At 64.8% G+C, this 12,404-nt stretch carries 14 protein-coding genes; 4 read left to right on the top strand and 10 right to left on the bottom strand.

Going from position 1 to position 12,404, the window contains the following annotated elements:
- The first annotated feature begins 65 nt into the window (after positions 1-65).
- Positions 66-1,304 carry a dicarboxylate/amino acid:cation symporter gene (locus WFP39_RS03655; protein ID WP_336917777.1) on the top strand — a complete coding sequence of 413 codons (1,239 nt, stop codon included), beginning with the start codon at positions 66-68 and terminating at the stop codon, positions 1,302-1,304.
- On the opposite strand, the gene WFP39_RS03650 is transcribed toward WFP39_RS03655, so the two are convergent.
- Genes WFP39_RS03650 through dapB form a run of 3 tightly spaced genes read right to left on the bottom strand, consistent with a single transcriptional unit; the run spans position 1,305 to position 3,145 of the window.
- Complete coding sequence (locus WFP39_RS03650; protein ID WP_336917776.1) at positions 1,305-1,706, bottom strand: hypothetical protein; 402 nt, start codon at positions 1,704-1,706, stop codon at positions 1,305-1,307. It lies immediately after the preceding gene.
- A 32-nt stretch (positions 1,707-1,738) separates the two neighbouring features.
- The gene (gene nth / locus WFP39_RS03645; RefSeq protein WP_336917775.1) at positions 1,739-2,407 is read right to left on the bottom strand and encodes an endonuclease III; all 669 of its coding nucleotides are present in this window, start codon (positions 2,405-2,407) and stop codon (positions 1,739-1,741) included.
- A gap of 9 nt (positions 2,408-2,416) precedes the next feature.
- Positions 2,417-3,145 (bottom strand): 4-hydroxy-tetrahydrodipicolinate reductase, encoded by a 729-nt coding sequence (dapB, locus tag WFP39_RS03640; protein WP_336917774.1) that lies wholly within the window; start codon positions 3,143-3,145, stop codon positions 2,417-2,419.
- A gap of 35 nt (positions 3,146-3,180) precedes the next feature.
- Here dapB and WFP39_RS03635 point away from each other — a divergent pair, with 35 nt between their 5' ends.
- Positions 3,181-3,888: an NAD-dependent deacylase gene (locus WFP39_RS03635; RefSeq protein ID WP_336917773.1), complete on the top strand. Its 708-nt coding sequence runs from the start codon at positions 3,181-3,183 to the stop codon at positions 3,886-3,888.
- Here the strand turns inward: WFP39_RS03635 and WFP39_RS03630 are convergent.
- Complete coding sequence (locus WFP39_RS03630; protein WP_336917772.1) at positions 3,879-5,357, bottom strand: tetratricopeptide repeat-containing sulfotransferase family protein; 1,479 nt, start codon at positions 5,355-5,357, stop codon at positions 3,879-3,881. The two genes, WFP39_RS03635 and WFP39_RS03630, sit on opposite strands and share 10 nt — an antisense overlap.
- A gap of 220 nt (positions 5,358-5,577) precedes the next feature.
- On the opposite strand from WFP39_RS03630, the gene WFP39_RS03625 reads away from it, so the two are divergent.
- Positions 5,578-5,910 carry a hypothetical protein gene (locus WFP39_RS03625; protein WP_336917771.1) on the top strand — a complete coding sequence of 111 codons (333 nt, stop codon included), beginning with the start codon at positions 5,578-5,580 and terminating at the stop codon, positions 5,908-5,910.
- A 27-nt stretch (positions 5,911-5,937) separates the two neighbouring features.
- Here the strand turns inward: WFP39_RS03625 and WFP39_RS03620 are convergent, their stop codons facing one another.
- The 6 genes from WFP39_RS03620 to mutM all read right to left on the bottom strand — a co-directional run bounded on the left by WFP39_RS03620 (position 5,938) and on the right by mutM (position 11,584).
- Complete coding sequence (locus tag WFP39_RS03620; protein WP_377923244.1) at positions 5,938-6,849, bottom strand: alpha/beta hydrolase; 912 nt, start codon at positions 6,847-6,849, stop codon at positions 5,938-5,940.
- Between the two features lie 101 nt (positions 6,850-6,950).
- Positions 6,951-7,748 (bottom strand): HesA/MoeB/ThiF family protein, encoded by a 798-nt coding sequence (locus WFP39_RS03615; RefSeq protein ID WP_336917769.1) that lies wholly within the window; start codon positions 7,746-7,748, stop codon positions 6,951-6,953.
- A 54-nt stretch (positions 7,749-7,802) separates the two neighbouring features.
- Positions 7,803-8,153: a hypothetical protein gene (locus WFP39_RS03610; protein ID WP_336917768.1), complete on the bottom strand. Its 351-nt coding sequence runs from the start codon at positions 8,151-8,153 to the stop codon at positions 7,803-7,805.
- 141 nt (positions 8,154-8,294) lie between these two features.
- Positions 8,295-9,698, bottom strand: coding sequence for a chromosomal replication initiator protein DnaA (dnaA, locus tag WFP39_RS03605; RefSeq protein ID WP_336917767.1), 1,404 nt, complete (start codon positions 9,696-9,698; stop codon positions 8,295-8,297).
- Between the two features lie 668 nt (positions 9,699-10,366).
- Positions 10,367-10,627, bottom strand: a complete 261-nt coding sequence (rpsT, locus tag WFP39_RS03600) for a 30S ribosomal protein S20 (RefSeq protein ID WP_336917766.1) — start codon at positions 10,625-10,627, stop codon at positions 10,367-10,369.
- A 141-nt stretch (positions 10,628-10,768) separates the two neighbouring features.
- Positions 10,769-11,584: a bifunctional DNA-formamidopyrimidine glycosylase/DNA-(apurinic or apyrimidinic site) lyase gene (gene mutM, locus WFP39_RS03595; RefSeq protein WP_336917765.1), complete on the bottom strand. Its 816-nt coding sequence runs from the start codon at positions 11,582-11,584 to the stop codon at positions 10,769-10,771.
- An 87-nt stretch (positions 11,585-11,671) separates the two neighbouring features.
- On the opposite strand from mutM, the gene WFP39_RS03590 reads away from it, so the two are divergent.
- Positions 11,672-12,403, top strand: a complete 732-nt coding sequence (locus tag WFP39_RS03590; RefSeq protein WP_336917764.1) for a class I SAM-dependent methyltransferase — start codon at positions 11,672-11,674, stop codon at positions 12,401-12,403.
- Position 12,404: the final 1 nt, after the last annotated feature.

Here is a 12,404-nt window from a genome sequence, read left to right as displayed (position 1 = left end):
CGCATGACACAATTGGCCCGCCTCTGTTAGGCTGGCGCAAACGGCCCCTAGCTGGAGGAATTGCCATGCTGCGACTGTGGTTTGCCACCCCCTTGTGGAAGCGCGTGATCGCGGCATTGGTGCTGGGGATTGCCACCGGCTTCATCTGGGGGCCGGAAGCCGAAAGCATCAAATGGATCGGCGATGCCTTCGTCCGCGCCATCCGGATGCTGGTGGTGCCGCTGGTGTTCCTGTCTCTGGTCGCAGGCGTGGCGTCCATCGGCGACCTTCGCAAACTGGGCGCGGTCGGCTGGCGCGCCATGCTGCTGTTCGTGGTGACGGGGCAGATCGCGGTGTGGCTGGGGCTGGGGCTGGGCACGCTGTTCGCGCCGGGTAGCGGGCTGGATACCACCGCGCTCAATCCCGGCCCGGCGCCCGAACCCGCCACCACCAGTGCGGTGGACATGGTGCTATCCATCATTCCGGACAATCCGGTGGCGGTAATGGCCGACGGGCAAGTGCTGCCGCTGATCGTGTTCGCCCTGCTGGTGGGCATCGGCATCGTAATGGCCAAGGAAGACGGGGCGCCGCTTGCCCGCCTGTTTGATAGCGGCGCAGTTGTGATGCAGAAAGTCACCGGCATCGTGATGGAACTGACGCCGTTTGGCGTGTTCGCGCTGATGGCGTGGGTGGCGGGCACTCTGGGGCTGGATGCGCTGTCGGCGCTGGGTCAGCTGGTGCTGCTCAATTACCTGGGGTGCCTGTTGATTATCGGCCTGATGTATACCGCGATCGTGCGCGGGCTGGCCAAGCTGCCCGTTACCGCCTTTTTTCGCGGGATCGTGGACGCGGTGGCGGTGGCCTATTCCACGGCTTCCTCCAATGCCGCGCTGCCGGTGACGCTGCGCTGCGCCCAGCGCAATCTGGGCGTTAGCCGCCCGACATCGAGCTTCGTCATTTCGTTGGGCGCCACGATCAACATGGATGGCACCGCGATGTATCTGGGCCTTGCCACCATATTCGGCGCACAGATCTTCGGGGTCGACCTCAGCTTTGCCGACTATCTGCTGATATCGGTGCTGGCGACGGTGGGATCGGTCGGCGCGGCGGGTATTCCGGGCACGGGCCTTATCATGATGGCTCTGGTGTTCGGCGCAGTGGGCGTGCCGCTGGAAACCATCGCCTTTGTCGCGGGCGTCGACCGGATCATGGACATGATGCGCACCGCCACCAATGTGACGGGGGACAGCGCCGTGACGGTGGCGGTGGCGACCATGACGGGCGAGATCGACCGCGCCGAGATGATCAGCGCGGATGACATCTGATCAGCGCGGCTGGGGCACCAGCTCCACCGGCACAAACGGGCCGAGCCCGCAGGTCACCCCGTCGATCCCGCTGCCGGTGATGACGCGGATCATGTCCTGCCGGCACAATTGCCCGGTCGACACCTGATAGGCAAAACGCCGTTCAAACCCCAGCGACCCGCAGCGCGCGGGCAGAGTGTTGCGGTAGATCGTGTTGTTCCGCATATGGAAATCGATCGTGTAATCGTCATGCACCTGGGTGCGTTCGATCCGGTCGAGCGAGACGCAGCTGACGGGCTCGCCCAACACCTGTGCTTGCGGGGCGCGGATCACATCACGCTGATCGGCCTCGCCCCTGGCGCAGGCACCCAGCAGCACAGTAGCCAGACAAGCCAGCGATACAGTGGCAATGCGCGCAGTCATGTCCATATCCTCCTATGCCGGAAAAGACGGAGTCAGCGTAGCCCAGCCTTTGTCCCGCGCGGTTCGGGTGCAGGCGTCTTGGGCCTGAAACGGCACAGATCGGCCAGCTTGCAGCGCCAGCATTCGGGCGTCCGCGCCTTGCAGACATAGCGGCCATGCAGGATCAGCCAGTGATGCGCGTGGAGGCGAAATGGCTGCGGCACGCGCTTTTCCAGCTTCGCCTCGACCTGGTCGGGCGTCTTGCCTTTCGCCAGGCCCGTGCGGTTGCCCACGCGGAAAATATGCGTGTCGACCGCAAAGGTTTCTTCGCCAAACCAGCAATTGAGCAAGACATTGGCGGTCTTGCGGCCCACGCCGGGCAGGCTCACCAGCTCCTCACGGGTCGAAGGCACCTCGCCGCCGAACCGTTCCACCAGCAGGCGCGCCATTACCATCAGGTTCTTCGCCTTGGAATTGAACAGGCCGATGGTCTTGATGTGCTCGCGAAGGCCTTCCTCGCCCAGATCGAGCATATCCTGCGGCGTTTTCACCCGCGCGAACAAGGCGCGCGTGGCCTTGTTAACCCCCACATCGGTCGCCTGAGCCGACAGGGTGACCGCGACGAGCAATTGGTAACAATTGCCATATTCCAGCTCGGTCTGCGGCGCGGGATCGTCCTCGGCCAGACGGCGGAAGAATTCGAAGATTTCGGCTTTGGTCATCGCGCGCGCTTACAATCCCAGCACCTCGGCCATCGTGTAGCGGCCGGGCGTCTTGCCAATCAGCCATGCTGCGCCCTTCACCGCGCCGTGGGCGAAGATCATGCGGTTTTCGGCGCTGTGCGAAAGGGTGATGCGTTCCTGATCGCCTGCCAGAATCACGCTGTGTTCGCCCGCCACCGTGCCCCCGCGCAATGCGGCAAAACCGATCGCGCCGGGGCTGCGCGCGCCGGTATGGCCGTGGCGGCCGCTTTCCGTATGCGTCGCCAGATCGATCCCGCGCCCCTTCGCCGCCGCTTCGCCCAGCAGGATGGCGGTGCCGCTGGGCGCGTCCACTTTCATGCGGTGATGCATTTCCACGATCTCGATATCCCAATCCGGGGCCAGCCGCGCGGCGGCTTCCTGCACCAGATGGGCGAGCAGCGTGACACCCAGCGAGGTATTGCCCGTTTGCAACACCGGCACCGCGCGCGCAGCGTTGTCGATGGCGGCGTGGTGAGCAGCTTCCAGCCCGGTGGTGCCGATCAGGATCGGGATGCCGGCGCCAATCGCGGCGTGCAGATTGCCTTCCAGCGCGGGCGGCGCGGAAAAGTCCACCAGCACATCGCTGCCATCGGCCAGCCGCGCCACATCCTCGCCCCGGTCCACCCCGCCGGCTAGATCATGCCCTGCCGCTGCAATCGCGTCGCGCAGCGCCTGCCCCATGCGCCCCTGGCTGCCGATAATTCCGATGCGTGCCATTTGAAAAATCCCTTTCGTCCTGCTTCATGGTGGCAATGGACAATATCCGCAACATCGTGATCCTGACCGGCGCGGGGATAAGCGCGGAAAGCGGCCTGCGCACATTCCGCGCCGAGGACGGTTTATGGGAAGATCACCCGGTGGAAGAGGTCGCAACGCCGGAAGGCTTCGCCCGCGATCCCGATCTGGTGCAGCGGTTCTACGACGAACGGCGGGCGCAGGTGATCGCCGCCAATCCCAATGCCGCGCATCTGGCGCTGGGCCGGCTGGACAGCGCTTGGAGGCGCGGCGACCTGCTGATCGTTACGCAGAATATTGACGATCTGCACGAAAGAGGCGGCGCTGCGCGCGTGCTGCATATGCATGGGCAAGCGTTATCGGCGTGGTGCACCGCCTGCGATGCGCGCCACGCTTGGCAAGGGACGTTGCGCAACCGTCCGCCATGCCCCGCCTGCGGCATGGCGGCCTTGCGTCCCGACATCGTGTGGTTTGGCGAAATGCCTTACCAGATGGAACGGATCTACCGCGCCATTGCCGCAGCCGATCTGTTCGTGTCCATCGGCACCAGCGGCGCGGTCTATCCGGCGGCGGGTTTTGTGCAGGAGGCGGCACGCAGCGGCGCCCGGACGCTCGAACTCAATCTGGAAAAGAGCCTGGGCAGCCGCTTTTTCGATGAGACACGGCTGGGCCGGGCGAGCGATCTGGTGCCCGCCTTGGTGGAGGAACTGCTGGCTCAGCCGTGATAGGCGGCCAGAAACGGCTCCATATGCGTGCGATAAGGTGCCGCCGCCCCCACGCCGATAGGGCTGATCGGGCGGCGCACCTGCATTACGCTGGATGTGGTCACGGCCTTGGTGTTGAGATGCGGCGCATGTGCGGCGGGTTCATCGGCCAGCCCGCAATGCGCCAGCAGGCGCGGGATGGTGGCAGCCGGATCGCGTGCCAGATCCTCGTAACGCAGCACCAGCAGCCGTTCGCCCAGAATATCCTGCCAACGGGCGCGCAGATCATCCTCCAACCGGAAATGGTGCGCCATGTCCTGTTGCCGGAAACGCCAGCGGAAATCACCGTTGAACCAGTTGCGCAGGCATGACCACGCGCAATCAAGCGGGTCGCGCACCATCCACACGAGCGGCGCCTGCGGCAGCAGTGCGGCGATAACGCCCAGTATGCGGCTTGCTCCAATGGTCTTGTCGACCGCGCGCACTTGCGGGGCAAAGCGTTCGTCCAGCCAGCGGTGCCACAGCCGGGCAAGGGCAGGCGCGGCTTGGCTGCGCAGGCCGCCTTCCACCGCATCGCACGATGCGCCGCCCAAATCCTGCACCAACAGGCTCATCCGGTTGATCTCACCCGCACCCGCGACCTGGCTGTGGCTGGTCAGGATATGCGCGGCCAGCGTGGTGCCGCTGCGCGGCAGGCCGGTAACGAACAACGTGCGGTCGGTGGCCTCGGTCTGCTGCTCGGCCAGCGCGGCCAGCTTTGCCGCATCATATCCCGAAAGGCTTTCTGCCGCCTCACGCGCGTCCTGCGCCGCATCATAAGGCTGGCTGCGCCGCGCCAGATCGGCGCTGTGCGCGAAAAAGGCAAAGGCGCGGTCGTGCTCCCCACGGTCGGCGTGCATCTTGCCAATCGCCTGCGCGAACAGCGCGCCCGCCAGATCGGACGCGCCGGCAAATTGCGCACTCGCCATCGACAGCCTGCCGGCGAGCGCATCCTCCTCGCCAAAATTGACGAGCGTAGCCAGCGACAGCCAGCTGGCGGCGGAATGGGGGCGCAGGCGCACGGCTTCTTCCAACAGCGTGCGCGCCACTTGCGGATCGCCGCAATACAGCTCTGCCGTGCCGCGGCTATGCGCTGCGGCGGCGCGATCGGGCTGGCCCGGCGGAAGGGCGCGCATGATGTCGAGCGCCTCTCCCCACAGATCCATTTCAGCGAGCAATTGCGCGGTCTGGTACAGATTGGCCGGATTGCGGCCCGCCTGCTCAAGGAAGAGCGCCATCAGCCGCCGCGCCATGGCGACTTCGGCGCAATTGGCGGCGATGCGGGCTAGCGCCAGCCATTGCGGCCCCATCGGCGGCGCAAGGCGTTCCAACCGCTCCAGCAGATCGGTAATCCGGTCGCGGCGTCCGCCGGGCAAGGCATCGCGCAATTCGGCCAGCAGACGCAGCGCATCTGTGGTGTGCGGTGGCGCGGCCGGGTTGCGGATAGACACCAAGAGGGGAACCGGTTTCCAGTAAATTCAAACTTTAGCTCTTGCTTGCCCCTTTCCCCGCCGCAACCGGGCAAATGTCGTAATTTGTCTCAACAAGTCACAATTCCCCCTTGCACCGTTAGAAAGCTAACGGCACATTCCGACACATAGGGAAGCAAATGAGAGCACCGCGCAGCAAAAGCAGCGGGCCCATTTAATCGGGGAGGGGGCAATTCGGACATTGGTCGACAGGCGCGCCGATGGAAATGCTGTGGCGCGGCAGGGGGATCATCCCTTTGCCATAAGGGCACAGTTCCTGCGTGAATGGCAGGACGGCGTGAAGCTTGGCCAGGTGCCGGGTTTCGAGCTTATGCCGAACATCACAGACATCGCCGGGGCTGCCCCGATTCGCAAACGGGCGTGGCGGCAGGCCGATGTGCGGCGCGCGATAGGCGCGGCACAGCAGGCGGGCTTGCAGCAATACCGGGTGGAAATCGGCCCGGATGGCACCATCGCCATCGTGGTGGGCACAGCCTCTCCCGAAGGCGCGGTAGAGGCCTTTCGACAGGATTGACCGTCTGCCGAAAGGTGCTGCGCTGTCTCAGCCCTCGCGGGCGATAAAGCCGTGCATCCGCAGCCATGCGGTAAAGGCCTCGAACCAGCCGGTGCTGGTCGTGGTCTTGTCGTACATGCCGAAGCCGTGGCCGCCCTGTTCGTAATAGTGGAATTCCACCGGCCGACCGGCATCGCGCCAGCTTTCGACCAGGCCAAACCCGGTATTGGGGAACAGCGGATCGTCCACCGCCAGCGCAATGAACAAAGGCGGCGCATCGGCTGACACGTTCTGCGCGTTCATCGGCCCATAGATATTGCCGAGGAAGGCGGGCCGCGCGTCCGCCACGGCTTCCTGCGTGGACATCGCCAGACGCGCCCCTGCGGAAAAGCCGATCATGCCGATCCGGTCAGGGTCCACGCCCCATTCCGCCGCGCGCGCGCGGACAAGCGCAAAGGCCGCCTGCGAATCGGCCAATTGCGGGGCCATATTGGCGACCATCTGCGCCCAGGCTTCCTCTGGCGAAGGCGGGGTTGCGGAGGCAGGGCGCGGTTCGGGCCGCCAATTGGCGAACACCTCCAGCTCGGCAGGCGTCTGGTTCAGGCGGTATTTGAGCACGAAGGCCGCCACGCCGCGCTCGGCCAGCGCGCGGGCCACGTCCCACCCTTCATTGTCCATCGACAGCGTGCGGAAGCCCCCGCCGGGAGCTACGATCACCGCCGCGCCGCTGGCCTTGGCGGGATCAGGCAGGAAGGGGGTGAGCGTTGCCTCCACCACATTGCGGGCAAAGCGGCTGCCATATTGCATGTGCCAGCTTTCCCCAGCGGTCGCGCCGGGCAGAGTGCCGGTGCCAAGCGGGATTGCTGTGGGTTGATCGGGGATGGCAATGGCGGTCATCGCGTCATCCTGTGCCGCCACGGGAGGGGCGGACAGGGCCAGCGCCAGCGGCAAGATCGCCATTCCAGTGCGGCGCAGGGCCTTGGCAAACAGCATCGAATCCTCCCATGTTTTCAGGCAGGAGGCAGTATTACTCCGACAAATTAGCGGGTCAACCGCTGCGCTCAGCCGCGCGGCCCGCAGGCGCGGCAGGCGGGATCCTTGGCGATGCGCAGGCTGCGCATACCCGGCTTCAGCCCGTCGAGCAGGTGCAAGTACCCCCATTGCGCATCGCCCATCGGCGCATCGCCCTTAACCGCCAGCAGCACCCGGATCGCCTGAAGCGCGGCAAAAGTCGCGGTCCAGCCCGCCATCGCGCCCAGCATCCCGTCTTCGGCGCAGGTATCGCAATCCTCCGCATCGAAGGCATCGCCGACATAGCAGCGGTAGCAGGGGCTTTCCGGCAAATGCCCCGCAAAGGCACCGACCTGCCCCTGAAAGCGGCCGACCGCGGCCGACAGCAGCGGAACCCCCGCCGCCACGCAGGCATCGGAAACCGCCAGCCGCGTGGCGAAATTGTCGGTGCCATCCAGCGCCAGATCGACACCCTCCAGCATGGCCGGCGCGCTGGCGGGCGTGATGCGCGCATCGCTGATCGTCACGTCCAGCGTGCGGTCGAATCCGGCCACCCATTGCCGCGCGACCACCGACTTGCCGTGGCCGATATCGCGTTCGGTATAGATCGTCTGGCGTTGCAGATTGCTGGCATCGACCGCATCATCGTCCACCAGCGTCAGCCTGCCGATTCCCGCAGCAGCCAGATATTGCAGCGCGGGCGCGCCAATGCCGCCCAGACCCAGCAGCAGCAGATGCGATCCCGCCAGCGCCGCCTGCCCTGCGCCTCCCACCTCAGGCAGCACGATATGGCGCGCGAAGCGTTCCAGCCTTTCGGGCGAAAGCGGGCGGTCGGTGGGCAAGTTCATGCAAAGCCTGTTGGCAGGCTGTGGACGCGCTGTCGATAGCCGCGCGCGGGTTGTTTACTGCGGGCGCGACGCCCGGTTCACACCCGGTTCGTTGACCCCGATCGGCACATCTGGCGCGGCAGCGCGGTTCACGCCCGGCTCGTTCACCCCGATCGCGCGCGCCGCGGGTGGAGGAGGAGGCGTCGCTGGCTCAAACGATTCGGCAGGTGCCGCATCGCCCATCTCCGTTGATCCGGGCTGCTCGCCATTATCGGCAGAAAGGCGCGCAACGCCTCCCTTGCCTACGACATAGCCACGGTTATTGCCCTGCGCCGTCCGGGCCTGCTCGGTGGCCCGCTTTCCCTCGGCCACAGGCAATTCGCCGTTGGCCGGTTGCTGTGCTGCAGCCGGAACCGCCAGTGCCAAGGCGGCCATCCCTGCGAAAAGCGCGTTATTCCTCATCCCCAATATCTCCGCTCTTTCGAGTCTGCTGAGAAGGCGGATTGCACCACAGACGCACTGAACTGCGAATGAACTCTGCCCGAACCGGGGGCGGCAAAGCGCCGATCAGCTTTCCAGCTGGCGCAGCAGGCTGCGCACATCGCCGTCCATATCGGCATCGCGCTTGCGCAGATCCTCGATCAGACGCACCGCGTGAATCACGGTCGAATGATCGCGCCCGCCAAACTTGCGCCCGATTTCGGGATAGCTGCGCGGGGTCAGCACCTTGGCCAGATACATCGCCACCTGCCGCGGGCGCACCACCGCACGCGCGCGCCGCTTGGACGACATTTCCGCGCGGTCGATGCGGTAGAAATGGCACACCGTGCGCTGAATCTCGTCAATCGTGATGCGGCGGCGATTGGCCGAGAGGATATCGGTCAGCTGTTCTTCGGCCAGTTGCAGGCTGACTTCCTGCCCCGTCAACTGGGCATAGGCGACCAGCTTGTTGAGGCCGCCCACCAGTTCGCGCACATTGCGGTTGATCGTGCGCGCCAGAAACTCGATCACATCGCCCGGCACTTCGAGCGGGGCAAAGCGCGTCAGTTTCGATTCGAGGATCTGGCGGCGCAGTTCAATATCGGCAGGCTGGATATCGGCCACCAGCCCCATCGACAGGCGCGACAGCAGGCGCGGCTCCACCCCGTCGAGCGCCTGCGGCGCGCGGTCGGCGGCAAAGACCAGCCGCTTGCCTTCGGCCAGCAGCGCATCGATCGTGTAGAGCAGTTCTTCCTGCGCGCTCGCCTTGCCGATGATGAACTGGATATCGTCCACCAGCAGCAGGTCGAACCCGCGCAGGCGCGACTTGAACTCCATCATCTCGTTCGATTTCAACGCCTGCACGAACTCGACCATGAAGCGTTCGGCGCTGCAATAGAAGATGCGCGCGCGCGGATGCGCGGCGAGGTAATCGTGGCCGATCGCGTGCAGCAGATGCGTCTTGCCCTGGCCGGTCGCGGCTTTGAGGTAGAGCGGCGAGAATTGCGGCTTTTCCGCCTTGGCCATGCGTTCGGCCGCGTTCTTGGCCAGCACATTGGTGGTGCCGGTGACAAAGGCGGCAAAGGTCAGCGTGGGGTCGAGGCCCACCGAGGAGGTGAAGCCGTCATCGCCAATCGATTCCATCGCCAGCGTGGCATCATTGGCCGCGCGATGGCCGAAGCCGTCTTCGCCGCGCAGGTCGATATCGGCGATCTTGCGGCGGCCGGGATGCACCTTGATGGCGACATGGCGGACTTCGCTGCGCGCGATCTTCCACGCCAGCGAAAGCCGGTCGTGAAAACGGTCGTTCACCCAATTGGCCGAAAAATCGGTGGGCAGGAACAGTTCCAGCGTGCCGGTCGCCTTGTTGAACGAGCCGAGCTGAATCGGCCTGATCCATTGCGTGAACAGTTGGTGGCCCAGATCCTTTCTCAGCCCCTGGCTGATATCGGCCCAGTCTGCCGCCAGATCCAACGCTTCCTGTTCTTCCATCTTCAATGCTGTCCCGTCACGCTGTGTTGGATAGGCTGCTGTCTGCTGGCGCGCTTGCGCGTCCGAATCGGCGGTGGGTCCACCAAGCTGTGTGCCGGCGCACGTGCCGGCCGCGCGCGGGTTCGGTCCCCCCACGGGAAGCGAAGTTCCGGTTTGCGGTCCCCTGCGAATCATAGCTGCCTTCAAGCCCCCGAATTTCCCTGCGATGCACGCCCGTGCAACGTCCCCACTGCCTGTTCGAACCGTCTGCGCCAGCGCCCGATTTGCCACTTGCGCGCAGACACAACTTCCCCGTCCCGAAACGCCGCACGGGCGCATCAGTCCATCGATCCAAAGTCTCAATTGTAGAAGGCCAGAGCGAATGCGTCCGGCCGAAACCCCGTTATGAAGCAGCCGCGAAAAGGGGCAAGGGGCGTGGTGTAAAAAAAGCTAAATATAGGGAGTTGACTCGAAGCAAACCCGCAGGCGTCCGTTCAAGTAACTGATTCAGCGGAAAAGTTTTGTGACAGTCTTGCGAATCGTGAGAATACCTAGACTTGCTGCACTGCGAAGGCGCCGCCTGCTGCGGATGCGAAAAGGGCCGGCGGCAACAGCCCCGGCCCCTTGCGTTTCCTGTTCCCAATCCGTTCCAGGCGGGACGATGTCCAGCGGGCGAATCGGCAGCGGAATTACAGCGCGGCGATTCGCTTGGACAGGCGGCTCAGCTTGCGGGCCACCGTGTTCTTGTGCAGCACGCCCTTGGCTACGCCGCGTGCCATTTCAGGCTGGGCGGCCTTGAACGCTTCGGCAGCGGCAGCCTTGTCACCGGCGGAGCAGGCCGCTTCCACCTTCTTCACGAAAGTGCGGATGCGGCTGATGCGCGCACCGTTGATTTCGGCGCGCTTTTCGTTGCGGCGGATGCGCTTCTTGGCTTGCGGCGTATTGGCCATGTTCGTCCTTGTGTCGGGCCGCAAGACGCGGCCGCTGTCGTGTCTGAATGAATACGGGTTCGAGCGGTTCCCCGCCCGGAAAGCGCGCGCCTTAGCGGCGGGGGGGCGAATCGTCAACTCGTTTGGGGCATTGGCGCTGCCCTAATGCTGGCACACCGCGCAATACCATGTGCTGCGCCCGCCCTGCACGATTCGCCGGATGGTGCCGCCATCGCCACTCTGGCACGGTTCACCTTCGCGCCCATAGACGGCAAAGCGCGTGGCGAAATAACCGAGTTGCCCATCGGGCCGCGCGTAATCGCGCAAGGTGGAGCCGCCATCGGCAATCGATTGCAGCAACACCTCGCGGATCGCGGGGACCAGCCGGGACAGGCTCGCGCGGCTGACCGCGCCGCCTGCTTTCAGCGGCGAGATCCCGGCGCGGAACAGCGCCTCGCACACATAGATATTGCCCAGCCCGGCCACCACGCGCTGATCGAGCAGCAGCAGCTTGATCGCCTGCTTGCGCCCCGCCAGCGCGCGGGCAAGGTGCTCGGCGGTGAGGCCATCGCCCAGCGGTTCGGGCCCCATGGCGGCAAAGGCCGGCCAGCCGTCGAGCGCGGCGGTATCGACCAGATCGACATAGCCAAAGCGCCGCGCATCGTTGAGCGCAAAGCGGTGCGCGGCGGTTTCGATCAGCAAATGATCGTGCTTTTCGTCTGTCACAGGATCGATCCGCCAGCGCCCGCTCATCCCCAGATGGAAGATGAAGGTGGCGCCGCGATCCATGTGGATCAGCCCGTATTTCGCGCGGCGCGACAGGCCGGTGACCACCGCGCCGGTCAAGGCCTGTCCCAGACCATCGGGAAAGGGAAAGCGCAGGTCGGGCCGGTTCACCTGTACGCGTTCAATGCGCTGCCCGTCCAGAAAGCGCGCAAGGCCGCGCACGGTGGTTTCGACTTCGGGCAATTCGGGCATGGCATGTCCCTGTTGGGCGGCATTCGAGTGATGCCAGCCCTTTATCACCCTTTGATCGCGCAGCAATTGCCCCTAAGGCTCCTTGCCATGAACGACACTGTCTCCTTCGGTTACGAAGACATTCCCGCCACGGAAAAGGCCGCCCGCGTGGGCAAGGTCTTTGCCAATGTCGCCGCCAAGTATGACATCATGAACGATGCGATGTCCGCCGGCCTGCACCGTTTGTGGAAAGATCGCTTCGTGCGGCGGGTGAAGCCGCAGCCGGGCGAGGCGATCCTCGACATGGCGGGCGGCACGGGCGACATTGCCTTTCGTCTGGCCGATGCGGGTGCCGAAGTGGTGGTGGCCGATATCAATCAGGCCATGCTCGATGTCGGGCTGGAGCGGGCGACGAAACGCGGCATCACCGATCTGGTCTGGTCATGCCAGAACGCGGAAAGCCTCGATTACATGGACAGGCAGTTCGATGCCTATACGATCGCTTTCGGTATCCGGAACGTGACGCATATCGACAAGGCGCTGGCCGAGGCGCACCGCGTGCTGAAATATGGCGGGCGGTTTTTCTGCCTCGAATTCTCCACCATGACGTGGCCCGGCGCGAAGGAGGCTTACGACTTCTATTCGCACAAGATTGTGCCGCAAATCGGCAAGGCCATCGCGCAGGACGAAGACAGCTACCGCTATCTGATCGAATCGATCCGCCGCTTCCCCCCCATGGGCGAGTTCGAGGCGATGATACGCGCCGCCGGCTTTGCCAATACGCGGGTGGAGCCGATCATGGGCGGGCTGGTGGCGATCCATTCGGGCTGGAAGATCTGAG

This window comes from Alteraurantiacibacter lauratis, assembly GCF_037154155.1.
GTDB classification, from domain to species: domain Bacteria; phylum Pseudomonadota; class Alphaproteobacteria; order Sphingomonadales; family Sphingomonadaceae; genus Alteraurantiacibacter; species Alteraurantiacibacter lauratis.
The sequence above is the reverse complement of the archived record's forward strand: the minus strand, read 5'-3'. Positions and strand labels throughout refer to the sequence as shown.